This is a genomic window from Stutzerimonas stutzeri, assembly GCF_000219605.1.
Taxonomy (GTDB): Bacteria; Pseudomonadota; Gammaproteobacteria; order Pseudomonadales; family Pseudomonadaceae; genus Stutzerimonas; species Stutzerimonas stutzeri.
The window spans coordinates 212,677-234,748 of record NC_015740.1 but is presented as its reverse complement, the minus strand read 5'-3'; the positions used below and the strand labels follow the sequence as shown (position 1 = coordinate 234,748).

18 protein-coding genes are annotated in these 22,072 nt (G+C 67.2%); 9 read left to right on the top strand and 9 right to left on the bottom strand.

Going from position 1 to position 22,072, the window contains the following annotated elements; genetic code table 11:
- Nucleotides 1–92 precede the first annotated feature (92 nt).
- The 3 genes from PSTAB_RS01040 to PSTAB_RS01030 are packed head-to-tail and all read left to right on the top strand — an operon-like array spanning nucleotide 93 to nucleotide 3,669.
- Nucleotides 93–2,324 carry a TonB-dependent receptor gene (locus PSTAB_RS01040; RefSeq protein ID WP_013981347.1) on the top strand — a complete coding sequence of 744 codons (2,232 nt, stop codon included), beginning with the start codon at nucleotides 93–95 and terminating at the stop codon, nucleotides 2,322–2,324.
- On the top strand, nucleotides 2,324–3,451 hold the full coding sequence (locus tag PSTAB_RS01035; protein WP_013981346.1) for a PepSY-associated TM helix domain-containing protein: 1,128 nt from the start codon (nucleotides 2,324–2,326) through the stop codon (nucleotides 3,449–3,451). Before PSTAB_RS01040 ends, PSTAB_RS01035 begins: the two co-directional genes overlap by 1 nt.
- Complete coding sequence (locus PSTAB_RS01030) at nucleotides 3,448–3,669, top strand: hypothetical protein (RefSeq protein WP_013981345.1); 222 nt, start codon at nucleotides 3,448–3,450, stop codon at nucleotides 3,667–3,669. Before PSTAB_RS01035 ends, PSTAB_RS01030 begins: the two co-directional genes overlap by 4 nt.
- On the opposite strand, the gene PSTAB_RS01025 is transcribed toward PSTAB_RS01030, so the two are convergent.
- Both PSTAB_RS01025 and PSTAB_RS01020 read right to left on the bottom strand, forming a co-directional pair.
- Nucleotides 3,632–6,418 (bottom strand): response regulator, encoded by a 2,787-nt coding sequence (locus PSTAB_RS01025; RefSeq protein ID WP_013981344.1) that lies wholly within the window; start codon nucleotides 6,416–6,418, stop codon nucleotides 3,632–3,634. The two genes, PSTAB_RS01030 and PSTAB_RS01025, sit on opposite strands and share 38 nt — an antisense overlap.
- Nucleotides 6,415–7,572, bottom strand: coding sequence for an acyl-CoA dehydrogenase family protein (locus PSTAB_RS01020; protein WP_013981343.1), 1,158 nt, complete (start codon nucleotides 7,570–7,572; stop codon nucleotides 6,415–6,417). Before PSTAB_RS01020 ends, PSTAB_RS01025 begins: the two co-directional genes overlap by 4 nt.
- Before the next feature lie 158 nt (nucleotides 7,573–7,730).
- On the opposite strand from PSTAB_RS01020, the gene PSTAB_RS01015 reads away from it, so the two are divergent.
- Complete coding sequence (locus tag PSTAB_RS01015; RefSeq protein ID WP_013981342.1) at nucleotides 7,731–8,894, top strand: lactonase family protein; 1,164 nt, start codon at nucleotides 7,731–7,733, stop codon at nucleotides 8,892–8,894.
- 115 nt (nucleotides 8,895–9,009) lie between these two features.
- Here the strand turns inward: PSTAB_RS01015 and PSTAB_RS01010 are convergent, their stop codons facing one another.
- Nucleotides 9,010–9,225 carry a hypothetical protein gene (locus tag PSTAB_RS01010; RefSeq protein ID WP_013981341.1) on the bottom strand — a complete coding sequence of 72 codons (216 nt, stop codon included), beginning with the start codon at nucleotides 9,223–9,225 and terminating at the stop codon, nucleotides 9,010–9,012.
- Nucleotides 9,226–9,412: 187 nt separating this feature from the next.
- On the opposite strand from PSTAB_RS01010, the gene PSTAB_RS01005 reads away from it, so the two are divergent.
- Both PSTAB_RS01005 and PSTAB_RS01000 read left to right on the top strand, forming a co-directional pair.
- Nucleotides 9,413–10,834: an iron-containing redox enzyme family protein gene (locus PSTAB_RS01005; protein WP_013981340.1), complete on the top strand. Its 1,422-nt coding sequence runs from the start codon at nucleotides 9,413–9,415 to the stop codon at nucleotides 10,832–10,834.
- 23 nt (nucleotides 10,835–10,857) lie between these two features.
- Nucleotides 10,858–11,805 carry a methyltransferase gene (locus PSTAB_RS01000; protein WP_013981339.1) on the top strand — a complete coding sequence of 316 codons (948 nt, stop codon included), beginning with the start codon at nucleotides 10,858–10,860 and terminating at the stop codon, nucleotides 11,803–11,805.
- A gap of 126 nt (nucleotides 11,806–11,931) precedes the next feature.
- On the opposite strand, the gene PSTAB_RS00995 is transcribed toward PSTAB_RS01000, so the two are convergent.
- The 4 genes from PSTAB_RS00995 to PSTAB_RS00980 form a co-directional block, all read right to left on the bottom strand.
- The gene (locus PSTAB_RS00995) at nucleotides 11,932–12,864 is read right to left on the bottom strand and encodes an AEC family transporter (RefSeq protein ID WP_011911386.1); all 933 of its coding nucleotides are present in this window, start codon (nucleotides 12,862–12,864) and stop codon (nucleotides 11,932–11,934) included.
- A 118-nt stretch (nucleotides 12,865–12,982) separates the two neighbouring features.
- Nucleotides 12,983–13,501 carry a hypothetical protein gene (locus PSTAB_RS00990; protein ID WP_013981338.1) on the bottom strand — a complete coding sequence of 173 codons (519 nt, stop codon included), beginning with the start codon at nucleotides 13,499–13,501 and terminating at the stop codon, nucleotides 12,983–12,985.
- Between the two features lie 59 nt (nucleotides 13,502–13,560).
- Entirely contained in the window at nucleotides 13,561–14,733 is a 1,173-nt protein-coding gene (locus tag PSTAB_RS00985; protein WP_011911384.1) for a zinc-dependent alcohol dehydrogenase, read from the bottom strand.
- Nucleotides 14,734–14,916: 183 nt separating this feature from the next.
- A complete protein-coding gene (locus PSTAB_RS00980) occupies nucleotides 14,917–15,777 on the bottom strand; it encodes an NAD-dependent epimerase/dehydratase family protein (protein ID WP_013981336.1) in 861 nt (286 codons plus the stop codon).
- 131 nt (nucleotides 15,778–15,908) lie between these two features.
- Here PSTAB_RS00980 and PSTAB_RS00975 point away from each other — a divergent pair, with 131 nt between their 5' ends.
- From PSTAB_RS00975 to PSTAB_RS00965, 3 genes are all read left to right on the top strand, one after another.
- Nucleotides 15,909–16,829 (top strand): hydrogen peroxide-inducible genes activator, encoded by a 921-nt coding sequence (locus PSTAB_RS00975; RefSeq protein WP_013981335.1) that lies wholly within the window; start codon nucleotides 15,909–15,911, stop codon nucleotides 16,827–16,829.
- Between the two features lie 4 nt (nucleotides 16,830–16,833).
- Nucleotides 16,834–18,906: an ATP-dependent DNA helicase RecG gene (gene recG, locus PSTAB_RS00970; protein ID WP_013981334.1), complete on the top strand. Its 2,073-nt coding sequence runs from the start codon at nucleotides 16,834–16,836 to the stop codon at nucleotides 18,904–18,906.
- 75 nt (nucleotides 18,907–18,981) lie between these two features.
- On the top strand, nucleotides 18,982–20,385 hold the full coding sequence (locus tag PSTAB_RS00965) for an aminoacyl-tRNA deacylase and HDOD domain-containing protein (protein WP_013981333.1): 1,404 nt from the start codon (nucleotides 18,982–18,984) through the stop codon (nucleotides 20,383–20,385).
- 37 nt (nucleotides 20,386–20,422) lie between these two features.
- On the opposite strand, the gene PSTAB_RS00960 is transcribed toward PSTAB_RS00965, so the two are convergent.
- Both PSTAB_RS00960 and gspL read right to left on the bottom strand, forming a co-directional pair.
- Entirely contained in the window at nucleotides 20,423–20,941 is a 519-nt protein-coding gene (locus PSTAB_RS00960) for a type II secretion system protein M (protein ID WP_013981332.1), read from the bottom strand.
- A complete protein-coding gene (gspL, locus tag PSTAB_RS00955) occupies nucleotides 20,941–22,071 on the bottom strand; it encodes a type II secretion system protein GspL (protein WP_013981331.1) in 1,131 nt (376 codons plus the stop codon). Before gspL ends, PSTAB_RS00960 begins: the two co-directional genes overlap by 1 nt.
- Nucleotide 22,072 lies beyond the last annotated feature (1 nt).

The window sequence follows — 22,072 nt, the reverse complement described above, 5'->3', positions numbered from 1 at the left end:
ATATACGATAGTGGCTCTCAGATGGCACAGGCTCGCATCGCCAGCCGAGCCATCCTCCGCCACCTAAAGTCCAATGCCCGGTCAGGTCCGTCATGCCCACTCTTCGCTTCTCGCGTAAAACCGCACTGCTGCCCGTTTGCCTTGCCGCCAGCTTCGCTGGCTCGCCGCTCATGGCCCAGGAACAACTCGAAGAGGGAGCACAGAGCAGTGCGGCCGAGCCGGTCGAGCTGCAATCGGTGGAAATCACCGCCAGCGCGGACGCCTCTGCAGACGGGCTGACCCAACCCTACGCCGGCGAACAGGTCGCCCGCGGTGGGCGCGTGGGTATTCTCGGCAACCGCGATTACATGGAAACGCCGTTCACCTCGACGTCCTATACCTCGCAGCTGATCCAGGATCAGCAGGCTCGCAGCGTGTCGGACGTGCTGCAGAACGACCCCTCGGTGCGCGTTGCCCGCGGCTTCGGCAACTTCCAGGAGCTGTACGTGGTGCGCGGTTTCCCGGTGTACTCCGATGACATTTCCTACAACGGCCTTTATGGCCTGCTGCCGCGCCAGTATGTAGCCGCCGAATTCATCGAGCGGGTGGAAGTGTTCCGCGGCGCCAACACCTTCCTCAACGGCGCAGCCCCAGGTGGCAGCGGCATTGGCGGCGCGATCAACATCCTGCCCAAGCGCGCGCCGAACGAGCCGCTGACGCGACTGACCGTCGGTGCCGAAAACGGTGGCCAGGCCATGACCCACGCCGATATCGCCCGCCGCTTCGGCGAAGAGGAGCGCTTCGGTGTGCGCCTGAACGCGGCCAAGCGTGCCGGCGAGACCACGGTCGAAGACGAGGATCGCACCCTCGACATGTTCGCCCTTGGCCTCGATTACCAGGGCGACAACTTCCGCCTGTCCGGGGACATCGGTCACCAGTACCACTTTATCGACCAGCCACGACCGAGCGTCACGCCGAGCGGTGGCATTCCCAGCGCGCCGGATGCTGACGACAACTTTGCCCAGCCTTGGACCTATTCGAAGGAAAAGCAGACTTTCGGCACCTTCCGCGCCGAATATGACTTCTCCGATGCCGTAACCGGCTGGCTCGCAGCCGGCGTGCGTGAGGGCGAGGAAAAGAATCGTTTGGCAAGCATGACTGCAGGCAGTTCGGGCGCCGGCACCTTCTACCGCTTCGACAACGTACGTGAGGAGGAGGTATTCACCAGCGAAGTGGGCCTGCGCGCCCGCGGCAGAACTGGCGACGTGTCCCACGAATGGGTGATGTCGGCAGCCATGTTCGATCTGGAAGCCCGCAACGCCTACGCCATGTCGGGCAACTATGCAGCAGATATCTACCGGCCGTTCGCCGCCGCGATGCCGGATGCTGTCTGGCTGGGCGGCTCGATGTCCAACCCCAACGTCACAGAGCGAACCCACACCCAGAGTCTGGCCATCGCCGATACCCTGGGCTTCATGGATGACCGTCTGTTGGTCACCCTTGGTGCCCGCCGCCAGGGCATCGAAGCCAAGAGCTACGACTACAACAGCGGTGACCGTTTGTCTTCCTACAACCGCTACAAGAACAGCCCGGTCGCCGGCGTGGTGTATCAGCTGACCGACGAGCTTTCGGTCTATGCCAACTACATCGAAGGCTTGGTCAAAGGTGATATCGCACCGGTTACCAGCGGAGGCGTCACGATCAACAATGCTGGCGACGCCTTGGAGCCTTACGTTTCGAAGCAGACCGAAGTCGGTATCAAGTATGACGGCGGTAACCTCGGCGGCAGCCTGGCCGTGTTCACCACTGACCGGCCATTCAGCACCGTTGAAGGTATCGAAACCATTGGCGGCGTCACGAGGGGCGTCTATACCGACGGCGGCGAGCAGCGCAACCGCGGTATCGAGCTGTCGGTGTTCGGTGAACCGACCTACGGCGTGCGCCTGCTGGGCGGCCTGACATTGCTCGATGCAGAGCTGACCAGCACCCAGGACGGCGTCAACGAAGGCAACCGCGCCATCGGCGTGCCACGCACCCAGGCCAATATCGGCGGTGAGTGGGACGTACCCGGCAGCAATGGCCTGACCCTGACCAGCCGTGTCGTCTACACCAGCAGCCAGTATGCCGATACGGCAAATGATCTCGAAATCCCTTCCTGGACCCGCCTGGACCTTGGCGCCCGCTACCGTATGGTGATCGACGAGCGTGACGTGACCCTGCGTGCCCGCCTGGACAACGTGACCGGACGCGACTACTGGGCCTCGGTGGGCGGCTATCCGAACGCCAACTACCTCGTCCTCGGCGCCCCGCGCACGCTGTCGGTCAGCGCCACGGTCGACTTCTGATGCAGGCAGCCACGCTTCGTCGCTGGGGCTGGGTCCACAAGTGGTCCAGCCTGGTCTGCACGCTGTTTATCCTGATGCTGTGCCTGACCGGCCTGCCGTTGATCTTCTCGCATGAGATCGATCACCTGACCGGCAACGGGATCGAGGCGCCGGCGATGCCAGAAGGCACGCCGCGCGCTCCGGTCGATCAGGTGGCTGCCAAGGCGGTCGAGGCCTATCCGGGGCTGGTCCCGCTGTATTTCTTCGCCGAAGAAGACGATCCGGATGTCTGGTACGTCAAACTCGATACCCGCGTCGATACCGATGAAAGCGGGTCGACGCTGATCCTCTCCGACGCCCGCACGGCCGAGGTACTGGGCGCGCCGAACTTCGACGAGGGGTTCATGAGCGTCATGTACCGCCTGCACGTCGACCTCTACGCGGGGCTGGCGGGCAAGCTGTTCCTCGGCTTCATGGGCCTGCTGCTGATGGTGGCGATCATCTCCGGCGTGGTGCTCTACGCGCCCTTCATGCGCAAGCTGCGCTTCGGCGAAGTGCGTCAGGAACGCACTGCCCGCACCCGCTGGCTGGACCTGCACAACCTGCTCGGCATCGTCACCCTGGTCTGGGCGCTGGCGGTGGGCTTCACCGGGGTGATCAACACCTGGGCGGACCTGATCTTCCAGGCCTGGCAGGCCGAACAGGTCGCCGCCCTGCAGGCCGGCAAGACCCGCGTGTTGCTGCCGAAGGACGCCAGTGATGCACCGGCCGCGGACGGCTCGCTGCAGACTGCCGTCGACCGTGTACTGGCCGCCGCGCCGGGCATGGCGGTGGCAATGATCGCCTACCCCGGTACCCTGCGCGCCACGCCGGAGCATGTCGCAGTGATGCTGCATGGCGACACACCGCTGACCTCGCGCCTGAGCCAGGCGCTGCTGGTCGACCCCGCCAACGGCGAGGTGCTGGAGGCCAGCGCGCGGCCCTGGTACGTCACCGCGCTGCAGCTGTCCGAGCCGCTGCACTTCGGCGACTACGGCGGCCTGCCGCTGAAGGTGCTCTGGGCGCTGCTGGATATTCTCACCATCGTCGTGCTCGGCAGCGGCCTGTACCTCTGGCTCAAGCGCGGCGCGACCGAGGTGCGCACATGATGCGCATCTGGTTGTGGCCGGTGGTGATCGCCGTGTTGTCCGCCGCCGGACTGATCGCCGGCCTGGTTTCCGAAGGCGCCGGCGACTGGCTGAGCTGGCTGGCCCTGGCAGCACCGGTCGCCGTCGGCGTGCATGGCCTGACCCGCTGCGGCGCCCGGGCTCAGGCGCGCAGCGACGATTTCAGGGGCGCAGCACCTCGGCGAGCTGATCGAAGCTGAACGGCTTGGGCAACGAACGCGCCGGCAGGCGGCTGTCGATACGGCCCTCGCCGGAGACGAAGACCAGTCGCAGCCACGGCTGGGTCTTCAGCGCCTCGGCAGCGAATTCCGGGCCCGAGCGACCGGGCAGGTTGACGTCCAGCAGCAGCTGGTCGAAACGCTGCTCGTGCAGCGCCTTTGCCGCCGTTTCCGCGTCCGGATAGCCGCGCACGCCGTAACCCAGCTCCTCGACCATCTCACAGGTCAGCGTCAGCAGCTGCGGCTGGTCCTCCACGACCATCACCCACTGCCGCGGCGCGGTCTTGTCGTCCCCATGCTGGGCACCCAGCAGCTGACGCACCTTGCGCGCCAGGTCTTCCTGCCGGTAGGGCTTGCTCAGCAGCTCCACGCCCGGGTCCAGGCGCCCGCCATGAACCACCGCATTGCGCGTGTAGCCGGACGTGAACAGCACCGCGACGTCCGGCTGCAGCAGCCGTGCCTGGCGCGCCAGTTCGGTGCTGCTCAGCGGCCCGGGCATGACCACATCGGTGAACAGCAGGTCGATACCGATGCCGCTCTGCAGGATGCTCAGGGCGCTCTGCGCATCGTTGGCACGCAACACCGAATAGCCGAGACCGGTGAGCAGTTCGATCACCGTGGCCTGTACGGGCAGGTCATCCTCCACCACCAGAATGGTTTCGCTGCCGCCCACCACCGGGCCGACGGTGGCTGGCAGCGCCTGTACTTCGGGCTGCTCGGTACGCGGCAGGTAGAGCTTGACCGTGGTACCCGAGCCCGGCTCGCTGTAGAGGCGGATATGCCCGCCACTCTGCTTGGCGAAACCGTAAGCCATGCTCAGGCCCAGGCCGGTACCGTGGCCTTCCGGCTTGGTGGTGAAAAAGGGTTCGAAGGCCTGCTCGATGATTTCGGCAGGCATGCCGATGCCCGTGTCGGACACCGCCAGCAACACGTACTGACCGGGCGTCACATCGGCCTGGGTGCCCGCATAGAGTTCGTCGAGCATGGCGTTGCCCAATTCCAGGGTCAGCTTGCCGCCCTCGGGCATGGCATCGCGGGCATTGATCGCCAGGTTGAGCACCACCTGCTCGAGCTGGTGCGGATCGACCATGGTGGTCCACAGGCCGCCGGCGACCACGGTTTCGATCTCGATGTGCTCGCCGATGGCCTGGCGCAGCAGCTCGTCGAGATCGCGCAACAGCCGGCCAAGGTTGGTCGGTTGCGGCCGCAGCGGCTGGCGGCGGGCAAAGGCCAGCAGCTGGCGCGCCAGCTTGGCACCGCGTTCGACTGCCGAGCTGGCAGCATCGACGCGCTTGGCCGCGCTGCGGTGCTCCTCCACCAGCGGCTGCAGCAACTGCAGATTGCCGGCGATCACCTGCAGCACGTTGTTGAAATCATGGGCCACGCCGCCCGTGAGCTTGCCGATGGCCTCGAGCTTCTGCGACTGGTACAGCGCCTGCCGGCTCAGCTCCAGCTCGCGAGTGCGTTCCTCGACCAGTTCCTGCAGCCGCTCGCTGGAGCGCTGCAAGGCCTGCTGCGCCAGCACCTGGGCGGTGACGTCATGACCCTGGCAGAAAATACCGCTGACCCGCTCGTCCTCGCTGAATACCGGCTGGAAAACGAAGTTGAGGTAGCGTCGCTCGGCCTTGCCACCGGTCTGCGGGCGCACGCGCACGGCGAGGTCACGGCCGAGATAGGGCCGCCCGGTAACGTAGACCTGCTGCAGCAGCTCGGACAGCGCACGGCTCTCCAGCTGCGGAAAGGCCTTGAATGCCGGGCGGCCGAGCAGTTCGCGGGCACCGACCAGCTGATGGAAGGCGCGGTTGGCGATCTTCAGTTCGTGGCGCGGCCCTTCGGTGATGGCGATGAAGCCCGGTGCCTGGTCGAACAGCCGCTGCAGATGCGCGCGCTCCTCGTCGAGTCGGCGCCCGTGCAGCTCGCTGGCGCGGCGCTCGGCCACCAGTGCCGACACATCGCGCAGGGTCAGGGCCGCGCCCACCACGGCACCATCCGCCGCACAGACCGCGGCCACGACGATCTCCAGGGCGCGGCCGCTGACGGCGTCCTCGTGCTGCAGCGTCTGCGTCGTGTCGCAGTCCAGCGCTCGTGCCAGCGCCTGGCCCAGCTCCGGGCTCCAGAACGGCAGACCACTCGCGGTACGACCCAGCACCTCGGCGCGCGCGAGACCGAACAGCTCGGCCGCGCCGGCACTCCAGTAGAGCACCGCGCCGGCCCGGTCGAGGCCGACGATCGCATCGCGCGCGGCATCGATGAAGTGATGCAGATAGAGCTCCGCCGTTGGCAGCGGCCGCCTGCTTGACTGACTGCCATGCACCGTGGCATTGGCCCGGTCCAGCGTGGTCCGCAGACGCGCCCGTCGCCGCACGCTGGCCAGCGCCTGATCGAGCTGCTGTTGTGGATTGGCACCCAGGTTGACGATGGACCAGTGGGGCCCGAGCAGGGGCGCCGGGCCCAGCGCGCGGTGCAGCGCGTCGGCTTCGCCATCCTCGCTGAGAAAGAGGATCTGCGCCGTTTTCCAGTGGTTGCGCAGCTGTCGCGCCAGGGTCACCGGGCGCGGCAGAGCGGCCGCCAACAGCACCAGCGCCGGCTGTTCGTCGTCCGGCGGCAATGCACCGGCATCCAGGCGGCTCAGCTGCAGGCCGTGCGCCGCCGCCCACCGGGCGACCTGCTCATGCAGGCCGCTGTCATCGGCCTCCAGCAGCGCGACCCGATCGAGCAGCAGGTCGCTCATAGCAGCGGCACCCCCAGCAGACTGCGGCCTGTCCAGAGTTTGAGCAGCCCGGTGGTGGGCGTCATCACGTGGCCGGCGCGGGCATCCCGCAGCAGCCGGGCAGCACGGCTGTTTTCCCGATAGGCCGCCCCACCGCACAGCGTCATCGCCTCGTTGGCCAGCTGCACTGCGGTTTCCGCCGCGTCCGCCTTGCACGCCAGGATGAACGACAGCGCCTCGGGATGCGCGCCATCGCCGCGCCGTGCCGCTTCGCGCACCAGCGCGCGGCTCTTGACCAGGGCGGTCCAGAGTTCGCCGTAACGCACCTGCAGGCTTTCCACGTCGCGCAGGGCCTCGCCGGAATGGCTGTAGCGGCGCGAACGCAGATGCACACTCGCCTCGTCCAGCGCCGCCTGGGCGATACCCAGGTAGGTGCCGGCCATGGCCATGAGAAAGAACGGTGCCACCACCTCGAAGACATACCAGACCTGGTCGCCAGGCTCGCCCAGCAGGTTGCGCGCCGGCACCCGTACCCGATCGAGCTGCAGCGGTCGCGACGAGTTGCCGCGCATGCCGAAACCGGCCCAGGCATCCAGCCAGTGCATGCCCTCCCCGCCCTTGTCGACGATCAGGCAGCTGAAATCCCCGGCTTCGGCGCCGGCCGCCACGGTGGATACCACGTAGGAATCGGCATGCCCGCCATTGGTGACGAACTGCTTGGTGCCCTCGACGATGAAATCCTCGCCATCGGCATCCAGGCGGGTCTCCGGCAGATAGAAATGCGCACCGGTGCCCTGCTCGGACAGCGCCAGAGTGGTGACATGCCGGCCCGCGGCAATTTCTTTCAGGTAGTGCTCGCGCTGATGGTCGGTGGCCTTGGCGGCGATCACCGCAGTGGCCACGCAATGCATGCCATAGCACAAGGCAGAGGACGGACAGGCACGGGCAATGGCTTCGGTGAGCACGCACAGGCCTAGCAGTCCCTGACCCAGCCCGCCCTGATCCACCGGAACCTGCAGGCCGAGCAGGCCGGCCTCGGCGAGCGCGCGCATGGAATGGGCCGGCCAGCGACACTCGGCGTCGACCTCGGCGGCCAGGGGCGCGATGACATTTTCTGCCAGATCGGTGGCGATGCTCTGCAATTCGACCAGCTGAACGGGGAGCAAATGGTCCATGAGTCTTCCTGGAATCTTGGGGAGGCCGGCATCCACCCAGCCGAATATCTGACCGTTTTGGTCGGATCTTGTTCGAACGCGGCGGCTCCATGTGGGGAGCGCCACGTGAGATTGGCGGTCATAGTGGCATGACTTCTTCGACAAAGGGCAAGCGGCCCATGCGCCTTCGACTCGCACTGGCTCTGCTGACCGGGGCATTGCTGGCCAATGGCGCCCAGGCCGAGAGCAACGACATGCATATCCTGATCGGCAGCTACACGCATGACAGCGACAGCCCCGGCGTGCTGCGCCTGCGCTTCGACCCCTCGCAGGGACGGCTCGAGCCGGAGCCGCTGCAGGCGCTGACGAGCCACAACCCCTCCTGGCTGGTGCTGGACGAGCGACGCGGGCGGCTCTATGCCACCCATGAGAACGGCCCGGCCCATGCCGATCCGGTCGGTCGCGTCGGCGCCTGGCAGCGCGACGCCAAGGGCGACTACCAACCCATCGGCCAGGCCATCAGCCTCGGCGATGAGCCCACCCACGCCAGCCTGAGCGCCGATGGCCGCTACCTGTTCGTCAGCAACTATGGCTCGCGACCCAACCCCGGCGGCAGCCTGGCGGTGCTGCCGCTGGACGAGGATGGCCGCCCCTTGCCGGTCACGCAGATCGCTGCGCATCAGGCCAGCGGCGTGCACCCCGAACGCCAGGCATCGCCTCACGTGCATTCGGCGGTGCCCAGCCCGGACGGCACGCGCCTTCTGGTCAGCGACCTGGGCGCCGACCGGGTGTTCGTCTACCGCTACGACCCGAGCCATGCCGAGCGCCCGCTGCGGCCGGATGAGCCGGCCAGCATCGAGCTGCCCGCGGGCAGCGGCCCGCGCCATCTGGTGTTCCATCCCAATGGCAAACACGCCTACCTCGCCCTCGAACTGAGCGCCCAGGTGGCTGGCTTCGATTACACCAATGGCACCTTGACCCGCCGGCAACTGCTGGACCTCAAAGAGTCCGATAGTGAAGTGCGTCATTCACCCGGCGCGATCCACACCTCGGCCGATGGCCGCTTTCTCTATGTCAGCGACCGCGGCGACTACAACCACATCATCGTCTTCGCCATCGAGGCCGACGGCACACTGCGCGAAATCCAGCGCCGCCCGAGCGAAGGCCGCGAACCGCGGGAGTTCGCCATCACGCCGGATGGTCGCTTCATGCTGATCGCCAATCAGCTTAGCGATGCGCTGGTGGTGATCCGCCGCGACCCGGAGAGCGGGAAGCTCGGCGAGACGTTGCAGACCCTGGCGGTCGGGCGGCCGTCGGATATCAAGCTGCTCACGCCGAACTGATCCGCGACGTTTCAGGACAGCCAGCAGGCGACCCGATCGCGTCCTGAATTAAGCCGATGGCGGCATCAACGCCCGGCAAATGCGTCGAGCGTGACGTCGATCACCCCGCGCGCGTTCAGCGCTCCGGCTGCTTGCCATCGGGCACTGCCTCTTCGTCGCTCACCTCCTCGGCCATACCCGGCGGCACGTTGTAGGCGCCGCCCGGCACGTCGCTTTCGCTGCCGCCGGCGACATCGCCATGAGTAGTGGTGGTTTCTGGATTCTGTTCGTGGGCATCGCCGCTCTGATCGATGGACTCGATGCTCTCGCGGCCCGGTTCGCTCTGGCTCATCAGCAGTTCCTCGTTCGTCGCCGCACCCCGGCCGATCCGGAGCGCCATGGTTCTTAGGATGGCGGGACCGGCAGAAGGTGCAGGGCCGTGAGGCCATTTCTGGACCAATGGCCGCTCGGCGGCGCAGCTGAACTAATCCAGTGGCGGGGCAGCCAAAACTCAACTGGAACTGCCATAGAACAGAATCATGCAACTGACTTCCCGCAGCCTGCCGATCACCCCTGCCATCACCCCGGAGCCGGATCAGCCGTCACGGGCGCTGTATTTCGCCCTCGTCCGCGAGGTCGACGAGCACGCGCGGGAGAACGCCGCCGATTACCTGCGCACGCAGCTCGAAGCGGCCGCTGCCCTGCCCTGCGACCTGCCGGCGGACCCCGCCGATCTGGACGCCTGGGTGCTGCAGCGTACCGAGGCGGTCGGCCATCAGTACCAGGCCTACCTGGAACAGCGCCGGGCCGGCGGGCCGCGCCGCTATTTCCCGAGCAAGGCCCATGCGCTGCACTTTCTGCGTGGCGTGGCGCCGACCAAGCTGGTGGACGGTGCCTGGCTCTACGGCCTGTTGCAGCGGTGGGACGATGCGCGTTTCACCGCGCTGATCCAGACCTACCTGGAGGAGCTCGGCGACGGGCTGCCGGAGAAGAACCACGTGGTGCTCTACCGCAAGCTGCTGGCGAGTCAGGGTTGCGACGACTGGCAGGAGCTGGACGACGAACACTTCGTCCAGGGTGCCATCCAGCTGGCGCTGGCCGAGCACGCCGAGCAGTTCCTGCCGGAAATCATCGGCTTCAATCTCGGTTACGAGCAGCTGCCACTGCACCTGCTGATCACCTCCTATGAGCTGACCGAACTGGGCGTCGACCCCTACTACTTCACCCTGCACGTCACCGTCGACAACGCCGACAACGGCCACGCGAAGAAAGCCGTGCAAGGTCTGCTGGATGCCTGGCCGCAGGTGGGCGATAGCGCCGAGTTCTATCGCCGCGTGCGCGATGGCTATCGCCTCAACGACCTGGGCGCCAGCACCGTCTCGGTGATCGGCAACTTCGACCTCGGCCGCGAGGTGCAGCGCATCTTCGAGAAGAAGGCCGCGGTCGGCCAGTTCGTCCATTCCGACTACTGCCGCTTCGAAGGCCGCACGGTCAACCAGTGGCTCGGTGACGACGTCGAGCAGTTCCTCGCGGTGCTGGACAAGCGCGGCTGGATCAAGCGCGGCCACGACCCGCAGGAAAGTCGTTTCTGGCAGCTCATCGTCGGCGAACAGGCGCCCATGTTCGGAGTATTCAGCGCCTACGAACAGCAAATGATCCATGACTGGATCGCCGACGACTGGCAGGCCGATGGCAAGCGCAGCCCGCGCGGTGCGTTGCTGCAGCGCCAGGCGCTATTCAACGGGCGCCGCACCGCCTCGGCGCCGGCCATGCCGCAACCCGCCGAACACGTCAGTGGCAACGATTTCGATGAGGAGCTGCAGCTGCTCGAACAGCAGGTCGCCCGCCTGCCCGACCGCGCTGCCCGCATGCGCCTGCTGCTGCCGCTGCTGGCGCCGCAACGTCATCACAGCGCCGCCGGTCTGCTGGCCACGCGGCTGTTCAACGGCCTGTTCAACTGAAAGGATCGATCAAGGAAAGCACCATGACCATGGACACTGCGCAGGACCGCGCATTGCTGCATCTGGGCCAGGCCCTGCGCGATCGCGGCTATCACTTCATCACGCCCACCCCACTGACCCACGAACGGGTCAACCAGCGGCCGGAGAATGCGCTGGCCGACGACCTGCACGGGGTGTTCGGCTGGAGCCGGCCCTTCCAGCACGAGCTGCTGCCGGGCCCGCTGTTCAGCCTGATGGATCAGGCGCAGGTCCTGGAAGCCTGCGGCTCGCGCTGGCGTTCGAAGGTGCGGCTGTCGAGCCTCGACGGCCAGCTGTTCCTGCACTCGGCATTTCCCACCACCGCCAGCGACGCGGTGTTCTTCGGCCCGGATACCTACCGTTTCGCCAACGCCATCCGCTGCCATCTGAACCAGCACACCGGGATGATCCGCCGCGCCGTGGACATCGGCTGCGGCTCCGGCGCCGGAGCGATTCTCACGGCGCTGGCGCGGCCGCAGGCCGAGGTGCTGGCGGTGGACATCAATCCAGAGGCGCTGCGCCTGACGCACATCAACGCGGCGCTGGCCGGTGCCGACAACCTGCGCGCCCTGCACAGCGACCTGCTGAGCGCGGTGGACGGCGAGTTCGACCTGATCCTGGCCAACCCGCCCTATCTGATCGACGCCGACCAGCGCGCCTATCGCCACGGCGGTGGACCGCTGGGCGCCGGGCTGTCGCTGGCGATCCTCGATGCGGCGCTGCAGCGCCTGGCGCCGGGTGGAACGCTGCTGCTGTATACCGGCGTGGCGATGCTGGACAACCAAGACCCGTTCCTCGCGGAGGTGCGCCGACGCCTGCAGTGCGGCGCCTTCAGCTGGACCTATCGCGAGCTGGACCCGGACGTGTTCGGCGAGGAGCTGCTCGGTGGCGCCTACGTCAAATGCGACCGCATCGCAGCCGTGGTGCTGGAAGTGACGCGACCAGCGAACTGACCGTAGGGAAAGGGGTGCGTGGAAAACGCTTCGCGGTTTTCCACGGGGTGGCCATCCACCCTACGGCAGATCAGGCGTAGGGTGGATAACGCCGCAGGCTTATCCACGGGCAAGAGAGCGCGCAGATCAGACCGGCAACAGCAGCAGGATCAGCGACAGGGTCAGCAGCGAGCCGAGCGTCGAGTACAGCACCACCCGCGATACCCGCGAGCCCTCGCGGCCATAGAACTCGGCAAGCATGTACGGCCCGGTGCCGGTCGGTAGCGCACTCAGCAGCAGCGCCGAATAGGCCCACAGGGTCGGTAGTTCGAACACCTGAAACGCCAGGTACCAGGTGATCAGCGGCTGTACCACCAGCTTCAACCCCACCAGCGGCCAGACGCCCTGCACCCGACCGGCCGGCTGCGGCTGGGCGAGGAACAGGCCCAGCGAGACCAGCGCGCAGGGCGCCGCCGCTGCGCCCAACAACTTGAGCAGGGTGGCCAGCGGCACCGGCAGCTGTACACCGCCGGCAGCCCATAGCGCGCCGAGCATGGGCGCGATCACCAGGGGGTTGCGCACCAGCGCCCCGCTCACCTTGCCCAGCGTGCGCAGCAGGCCCTGGCCTGCGTGCAGCCCGGTCTCCACGCAGGCCAGGGCGATGGCGAACAGCACGCAGACGACAATGATCGAAGCGACCATCGCCGGCTGCAGTGCCTCGTCGCCGAGCACCAGCATGCATAGCGGAATCCCGACATAGCCGGTATTGGCATAGGACGCGCCCAGCGCATCCAGGCTGGCATCGACCAGCGGCTGCTTCTGCAGCAGGCGATACGCAAGAGTGAAGGCGAACACGCCGAGGCAGCCGATGGCGAAGGCGGCGATGAACCCCGGTTGCCAGAGCTGCTCCCAGGTGGAGGTGGCGACGACGCTGAACAGCAGCGCCGGCAGGCCCAGCCAGACCACGAAACGGTTGAGTTCCGAAGCGCCGGTCGGCCCCATGCGCCCACTGCGGCGGCACAGGTAGCCGAGCAGGATCAGGGCGAAAACGGGCAGGACAACGTTGATGACCGAAGACATGGGCTCTCATCTGAAGCGTCGTCGCTGAGCCCAGCGGGCGGACGACCGGAACGGCCGGCCACCTTAACAAAAACTTCGCCGAACCGAGAGCGCAGGCGCCCCGGCTCGGCGCAGTACGTCAGTGCAGCGAGGGCGAGTAGCCGTTGGGTTCGGCGCGGGCCGCAGCGAATTCCGCCTCGACGCAGCCGCGAGCCTGCTGCGTGCCTGCGGGAAAACCGCTGCGATCGCTGTAGTCCCACTCGACCGCTGGCACCCGTTCGGCATCCAGACCCTTGGCGCAGCTCAGGTCCAGTGCGGTGATGCCGGCCACCGCCCCGGCGGCAATGGCCGCATTAGCCGGCTCGTTGCCGTGTTCGATGCTCCAGCCGAGGCCGGCCAGGTCCAGCGCGTCACCGCCGATACGGCCGTAGATCCAGGGCTTGGGATCATCCGCCAGCAGAATGCCGACGCCGGTGGCGATTTCGCGCAGACCGCAGGCACGGATCACTCCATCGCTGCCGGGCATGCCGATGAAACGCGCGACCTGACGCGGCGCCACCAGCTGGACGACGCCCAGGCCGATGCTGAACCAGCCCAGTCCCCGCGCCAGCGAGCGCGCCGAATGGTTGGGCCGGGTGACTTGACGTGGAATGCTCATAAGACTCCTCGCTCGATATCGTGGCTCGGCCGATCCCTACTGCAGGATCGGCGACCGGTTCATGGCTTCAGGACCACCTTGATGCAGCCGTCATGCTTGTCGCGGAAGGTCTTGTACATCTCCGGGCCCTGCTCGAGGCTGACGCTGTGGGTGATAACGAAGCTCGGATCGATCTGCCCCTCCTGGATGCGGTTGAGCAGGTCGTCAGTCCAGCGGTTGACGTGGGTCTGGCCCATGCGGAAGGTCAGGCCCTTGTTCATCGCGGCACCGAACGGGATCTTGTCGATCAGCCCGCCGTAGACGCCGGGAATCGAGATGATCCCGGCCGGGCGGCAGACGTAGATCATTTCGCGCAGCACGTGCGGCCGGTCGCTCTCGAGCATCAGCGCCTGCTTGGCGCGGTCATACATCGAATCGATCGAACGCGCCGCGTGCGCCTCCATGCCCACGGAGTCGATGCACTTCTCCGGACCCTTGCCGCGGGTCAGCTCCTTGAGCCGCTCGAGCACGCTTTCCTCGTCGAAGTTGATGGTGATGGCGCCGCCGGCGCGGGCCATGGACAGCCGCTCGGGCACGTTGTCGATGCAGATGACCTGCTCGGCGCCCATCATGATCGCGCTGCGGATGGCGAACTGGCCGACCGGTCCGGCGCCCCATATCGCCACCGTGTCGGTGGGCTGGATATCGCACTGCGCCGCGGCCTGCCAGCCGGTGGGCAGGATGTCGCCGAGAAACAGCACCTGCTCGTCGGTCAGGCCATTGGGGATCACCACCGGGCCGACATCGGCGTAGGGCACGCGCACATACTCGGCCTGACCGCCGGCATAGCCGCCGGTGAGATGGGTATAACCATAGAGCCCGGCGGTGGTATGGCCGAACACCTTGTCGGCGATGTCCTTGTTGCGGTTGGTGCGCTCGCAGACCGAGAAATTGCCGCGCCGGCACTGGTCGCATTCGCCGCAGACGATGGTGAAGGGCACCACCACGCGGTCGCCGACCTTGAGCTTCTTGTTCGCCGAGCCGACCTCCATCACCTCGCCCATGAACTCGTGGCCCATGATGTCGCCGTGCTGCATGCCGGGCATGAAGCCGTCGTACAGGTGCAGGTCGGAGCCGCAGATGGCGCAGGAACTGACCTTGATGATGGCGTCGCGCGGGTCCTCGATGGAGGGATCGGGGACGTGGTTGTCGCAGCGGATGTCGTGCTTGCCGTGCCAGCGAAGGGCTCTCATGGACAATCTCCTGTCGGGTTTCGGAAACGCCGTCTCGGTGATTCTCCTTCTGCCTCGCTGTTGCTCCTCTGTCGGTGCGGCGTGCTGTCAAGGTTTTAGTAAGCAGCGCCGCACGAGAGTGCCCGCTTACCGACGGGATGCATGCCCGCCGCACCGCCAGAACACGAGCGCAACGGCGGCTGACTAGTGCCGATTGCGCCCGAGCGAGGCATAGCCGTCGCGGTAACTGGCGAACCTCGGCTTCCAGCCCAGCGCGCGGGCGCGGGCATTGCTGCAGCGCTTGCTGCCGGCGCGTCGGGTCATGCTCTGCTCGGCCCAGTGGGTGACACCCAGCCGCTCGCGCAGCCAGTCGACCACCTCGTGCAGCGGCGCCGGCTCGTCGTCGACCCCCAGGTAGCAGGGCTGCAACGCGGTGCCGCTGGCGTCCGCCTGCAGCAGGAAGGAAAGAAGCGCGGCGGCATCGTCGCGGTGAATGCGGTTGCTGTACTGCGGCGGATCGCGCTCGACCCGCAGGCCGGCACGCACCTGGTTCTGCAGCCAGGGGCGACTCGGGTCGTACAGCCCGCCCATGCGCACGCAGGTGGCCGGCAGGCCGCAGCCGAGGGCCAGTTGCTCGGCCTCGAGCATGACCTGCCCGGTGAAGCCGGTCGGCTCGGTGGGCGAATCCTCGTCGATCCATTCGCCGTCGCGCTGGGCATAGACGCCGGTGCTGGAAACGAACAGCAGACGGCGCGGCTGCTGTTCGTGCTGTCGCAGCCAGCGAAGCACGTTGCGCAGCCCCTCGACATAGGCCTGGCGATAGCCGGCCTCATCATGCTCGGTGGCGGACGCGGCATAGACCAGATAATCCAGCCCGCCGTTGGGCCAGCAGCGCGGACAGGTGGGATCGGTCAGGTCGCCCTTGACCGGCAGGATCGGCACCGGCAGCTCGGCGGCGTTGCGCCGCAGACCGTACACCCGCCAGCCGTCACGGCCGAGCTGCAGGCCCAGACGACTGCCCACGTCGCCGCAACCGGCGATCAATACGCTAAGGCGCTTGCCCATCTTCTGCTCCCTCAGTGGTACCCGAACGCGGGCCGTATGCATTGGAGTGTACCGGCTTTCCACGCATGCCACTGGTTGGTTAATGGCTACGCAAAAGGCTATGCTTGCCGGCAATCTGATGGATGCTGACTATGACTCTGACCGAACTGCGCTACATCGTCACCCTCGCCCAGGAACAGCACTTCGGCCGTGCCGCCGAGCGCTGCCACGTCAGTCAGCCGACCCTTTCGGTTGGCGTGAAGAAGCTCGAGGACGAGCTGGGTGTACTGATCTTCGAACGCACCAAGAGCGCCGTGCGCCTGACCCCCGTGGGCGAAGGCATCGTCACCCAGGCGCAGAAGGTGCTGGAGCAGGCGCAGAGCATTCGCGAGCTGGCCCAGGTCGGCAAGAACCAGCTGGCCGCACCGCTCAAGGTCGGTGCCATCTACACCGTCGGCCCCTACATGTTCCCGCACCTGATCCCGCAGCTGCACCGCGTGGCGCCGGACATGCCGCTGTACATCGAAGAGAACTTCACCCACGTCCTGCGCGACAAGCTGCGCACCGGCGAGCTGGACGCGATCATCATCGCGCTGCCGTTCCAGGAAGCCGATGTGCTGACCAAGCCGCTGTATGACGAACCGTTCTACGTGCTGATGCCCGCCGACCATCCCTGGACCGCCAAGGAAACCATCGACGCCGAGATGCTCAACGACAAGAGCCTGCTGCTGCTCGGCGAGGGGCACTGCTTCCGCGACCAGGTGCTCGAGGCCTGCCCGACCGTGCGCAAGGGCGAAGCGGCCAGCCATACCACGGTGGAATCCAGCTCGCTGGAAACCATCCGCCACATGGTCGCCTCGGGCCTGGGTGTGTCGATCCTGCCGTTGTCGGCGGTAGAGAGCCATCACTACTCCCCCGGCGTGCTGGAGATCCGCCCGCTGACGCCGCCGGTGCCGTTCCGCACCGTGGCGATCGCCTGGCGTGCCAGCTTCCCGCGGCCCAAGGCCATCGAGATCCTCGCCGACTCGATCCGCCTGTGTTCGGTAGGCAAGCCGCCGTCGGCGAAAGCCTGAGGCCATGAGCGAACTGGCGACCATTCCGGTCACCGCACTCAAGGGCGTCGGCGCCGCGCTGGCAGAAAAGCTGGCCAGGGTCGGCCTGGAAACCCTGCAGGACGTGCTTTTCCACCTGCCGCTGCGCTACCAGGACCGCACCCGCGTGGTGCCCATCGGCTCGCTGAGACCGGGGCAGGACGCGGTGATCGAAGGCATCGTCGCCGGCGCGGATATCGTCATGGGCCGTCGGCGCAGCCTGCTGGTGCGCCTGCAGGACGGCAGCGGCACGCTGAGCCTGCGCTTCTATCACTTCAGTCAGGCGCAAAAAGAAGCGATGAAGCGCGGCACCCAGCTGCGCTGCTACGGCGAAGCCCGTCCCGGGGCCTCGGGACTGGAGATCTACCATCCCGAGTACCGCGCGCTGACCGGCGAGCCGGCGCCGGTGGAACAGACCCTGACGCCGATCTACCCGACCACCGAGGGCCTGACCCAACAGCGCCTGCGCAACCTCAGCGAGCAGGCGCTGAGCCGACTCGGCCCGCACAGTTTGCCGGACTGGCTGCCGGCGGAGCTGGCCCGCGAGTACCGGCTCGGCCCGCTGGATCAGGCCCTGCGCTACCTGCACCGGCCGCCACCGGACGCCGATCTGGAGGAGCTCGCCGAGGGCCGCCACTGGGCCCAGCATCGCCTGGCCTTCGAAGAGCTGCTGACCCATCAGCTGTCGCTGCAGCGCCTGCGCGAGCGGGTACGCGCCCAGCAGGCACCACAACTGCCGCCGGCGAAAAGGCTGCCGCAGCGCTTTCTCGCCAACCTCGGCTTCAGCCCCACTGGCGCGCAGCAGCGCGTCGGCGCCGAGATCGCCTATGACCTGGCCCAGGACGAACCCATGCTGCGCCTGGTGCAGGGCGACGTCGGTGCCGGCAAGACCGTGGTCGCCGCCCTTGCTGCGCTGCAGGCACTGGAAGCCGGCTATCAGGTGGCGCTGATGGCGCCGACGGAAATCCTCGCCGAGCAGCACTTTCTCAACTTCAGCAAGTGGCTGGAACCGCTTGGCATCGAGGTCGCCTGGCTGGCCGGCAAGCTCAAGGGCAAGGCCCGCGCCGCGGCGCTGGAGCAGATCGCCGGCGGCTGCCCGATGGTGGTCGGCACCCATGCGCTGTTCCAGGACGAGGTGGTCTTCAAGCGCCTGGCCCTGGTGATCATCGACGAGCAGCACCGCTTCGGCGTGCAGCAGCGCCTGGCCCTGCGCCAGAAGGGCATCGACGGCCGGCTCTGCCCGCATCAGCTGATCATGACCGCCACGCCTATTCCTCGCACCCTGGCGATGAGCGCCTATGCCGACCTCGATACCTCGATCCTCGACGAGCTGCCGCCGGGACGTACGCCGGTGAATACCCTGGTGATCGCCGACAGCCGGCGCCTGGAAGTCATCGAGCGGGTGCGCATCGCCTGCAACGAGGGCCGCCAGGCGTACTGGGTGTGCACCCTGATCGAGGAATCCGAGGAGCTCACCTGCCAGGCCGCGGAAACCACCTTCGAGGATCTATCCGCTGCCCTCGTGGGTCTGCGCGTCGGGCTGATTCACGGCCGCATGAAGCCGGCCGAGAAGGCCGCGGTGATGGAGCAGTTCAAGCGTGGCGAGCTACAACTGCTGGTCGCGACCACGGTGATCGAGGTCGGGGTCGACGTGCCCAACGCCAGCCTGATGATCATCGAGAACCCGGAGCGCCTGGGCCTGGCCCAGTTGCATCAGCTGCGCGGGCGGGTCGGCCGCGGCAGTGCAGCAAGTCACTGCGTACTGCTGTACCATCCGCCGCTGTCGCAGCTGGGTCGCGAGCGACTGGCGATCATGCGCGAGACCTGCGACGGCTTCCTCATCGCCGAAAAGGACCTGGAGCTGCGCGGTCCCGGCGAGATGCTGGGCACGCGCCAGACCGGCCTCCTGCAGTTCAAGGTCGCCGATTTGATGCGCGACGCCGAGCTGTTGCCAGCGGTGCGTGATGCCGCGCAGGAGCTGCTGACGCGCTGGCCGCAGCACGTCAGCCCGCTGCTCGAGCGTTGGCTGCGTCATGGCCAGGAATACGGCCAGGTATGACAACCATCCGTCGCCACACCATCCGCGGCTGACGGCTTCGCTATACTCCGGCAGGTCACTACAACAGGTCCGCTTATGAATACTGCTGTCGACACCGAAAGCTGCTCCGAACTGCCCCTGCTGATCACCAAGCTGTTGAAAGACCTCGGTGTGGACTACCAGATCCAGCGCGACCGCCCCAACATTCCGGCGGCCCAGCGGGTCCAGGCAGTGCTGCTGGATGACAGCATCGGCGCCATGCTGGTGCTGTTCCCCCAGGACCATCTGCTCGATCTCACCCGCCTGACCGAGCTCACCGGCCGCGAGCTGGCGGCGGTCAAGCCGGAGCGACTGGCGCGCATGCTCACCAAGCACGAGCTGAGCCGCCTGCCCGGCCTGCCGCCGCTGACCAGCTCACCCTGCCTGTACGAAGAACGCCTGCTGCAGCAGCCGCGGCTGCTGGTCGAGTCCGGTCAGCCCGGCCTGCTGGTGGAAGTCGCCGGCGCCGACTTCAAGCGCCTGCTGAGCAAGGCCAGCGCCGGCAACTTCGCCGTGCCGCTGAGCGACATCCGGCCGAACCTGGACCGCCCGCACGACGACCGTGCGGAAATCACCCAGGCCGTGCAGAGCTTCACTGCGCGGCGCATCCAGAAGCGTCTGGAAGAAACCATCGAGATTCCGCCGCTGCCGCATACGGCGCAAAAGATCATCAAGCTGCGAGTCAACCCGGAAGCCACGGTCGACGACATCACCGGCGTGGTGGAAACCGACCCGGCACTGGCGGCGCAGGTGATCAGCTGGGCCGCCTCGCCCTACTACGCCGCTCCCGGGCGCATCCGCTCGGTGGAAGACGCCATTGTCCGCGTGCTCGGCTTCGACCTGGTGATCAACCTCGCCCTCGGCCTGGCGCTGGGCAAGACCATCAGCCTGCCGAACGACAAGCCGCAGGACGCCACGCCCTACTGGCAACAGGCGATCTACACCGCCGCGGTGATCGAAGGGCTGACCCGCGCCATCCCCCGCGAGCAGCGTCCAGAGCCGGGCCTGAGCTACCTCGCCGGGCTGCTGCACAACTTCGGCTATCTGGTGCTGGCGCACGTCTTCCCGCCGCATTTCTCGCTGATCTGCCGCCACCTGGAAGCCAACCCGCACCTTTCGCACGGCCATGTCGAGCAGCATCTGCTGGGCATCACCCGCGAACAGATCGGCGCCTGGCTGATGCGCCTGTGGGGCATGCCCGAAGAACTGGCGGCCGCCCTGCGCTTCCAGAACGACCCGGGCTATGACGGCGAGGATGCGGCCTATCCGAACCTGGTCTGCCTGGCGGTGCGCATGCTGCGCAACCGCGGTATCGGCAGCGGGCCGGACGCCGAGGTGCCGCAGCAGCTGTTCGATCGCCTGGGTATCACCCGCGAGAAGGCCAACGACGCCATCGCCAAGGTGCTCGCCGCCGAAGCCGCACTACGCGCGCTGGCCATGCAGTTCAACCCCTCGCACTGACCGGCTACCGGCGCGCAGGCGCCGCTGCCCCGCGGCCTCAGCCGTTGCCGGCACGAAAGCTCACCCGCGCGTTGACCAGCCCCTCGCCGGCGCGCTCCAGGCTGACCTCGGTGACGCTCACCCCCTGCCCCTGCAGGGTGTCGAACCAGCGCAGCAGCAGGGCATAGGAGGCCCCGGGCAGGCTCAGCTGCAGGCTGCCGTCGCTGCCGTTGTCGAAGCTCTCGATGGACAGGTTGCCCTGCTGCGCGCTTTCGGTGATCACGCCCTGCAGCTGCTCGGGCGCCAGTTCGACCTGATTGCTGCGCTCCATCTGCCGCGCCAGTTCGGTGTTCTGCTCCATGTAGGCGTGCAGCTCGCGCTGCGCCTGATAGTAGTCGCGCGCCTCGGCCGCCTGGCGCTGCGCCGGCAGCCACAGCCAGAGGTAGAACAGCACGGCGAGCAGAAAGGCGCCGAGCAGGCTCAGCGAGGTGCGCTCGCGCGGCGCCAGGCGTTGCCAGCGCTGCCACAGCGGCGAGTCGGCAAGACGTACGGCCAGTTGCTGCTTGAGATTCATCATCAGCCTCCGATCACCACGCGCGCACTGACGCCATCACCTTCGCGGCTGGCCGAGCCCAGCTGCACACTCTGCCCCGCATCGCCCAGGCGCCGGCGCAGGGTTTCCAGGGTGGCGAAGTCCATCGCCTGCACCTGCAGCGCCAGATCACCGCGGTCCTGGTTGTAGTCGAGCTGGCCGATGGTCACCGGAATGCCGTCTTCCAGTGCCGCGGCGGCGTGATCGAGCAGGCGCAGAAAGCCCGCCTGTCCACCGCTGCCGCGAGCCAGATGATCATCGAACTGGGCGCGCATGTTGACGATGCGGATGTCCTCCGGGAACAGCTCGCGATACAGCGCCAGGCTGGCCTCGGCGTAGGCGTCGCCTTGGCGCTGGAAGTACCAGGCCTGGCCCAGGTTGAAGCCCAGCTGCACCAGCAGGATCAGCCCGGCGACTGCGAACAGCGGTTTCCAGTAACCGAGGCCGGTATTGCCGACCTCCACCGCGAAATCGCCCTGGGCGAGGTTGAGTGCCGCCGCACGCTGCGCGGCGAGAAAGGCATAGGGGTCGTCCAGCTGGCGATAGTCGTCCAGTGCCAGCGGCGGCTCGGCCACGTTGCCCTGGGCGTGCCAGGGTGCCGGGCAGAGCGTGGCGAGCTGCGGCCAGTCCACGGCGGCGAAGGCCAGCCGGGTCTCGCCTTCGCCACCGAGCAGGCCGCGCTCGCCGATGAATAGCAGCTGCGTCGCCTCGCGCGGCAACAGGTCGGCGTCGACATGGATTGCCACGATCAGCAGCCCCAGTTCGCGCAACTGCTCCAGCCAGCCGGCCAGCAGCTGGCGGCGGATCGCCACGACGCGCTGGCGGCCATCCGGGAGCGTCTCGCCCACGGCCAGATGCAGCTCGTCGACGTTCTCGGCCAACAGTTCCTCGGCGGCATAGGCCAGCGCCTGCTGCATCCAGCGCGCCTTGCGGGTCGGCAGACTGATGGCGAAGAAGCTGCAGACCTCCGTCGGCAGGATCAGGCTAATGGCGCCGGCCGCGCTGCAGTCGCCCAGCGCTTGCCAGCGCCCGGGCTCATCCTTGGGCAGCCAGTACACGCGGGTCTCGGCGTAGAGCCGGGCCGGGCAATCGGCGGGCAGGAAAAGGCAATCCATG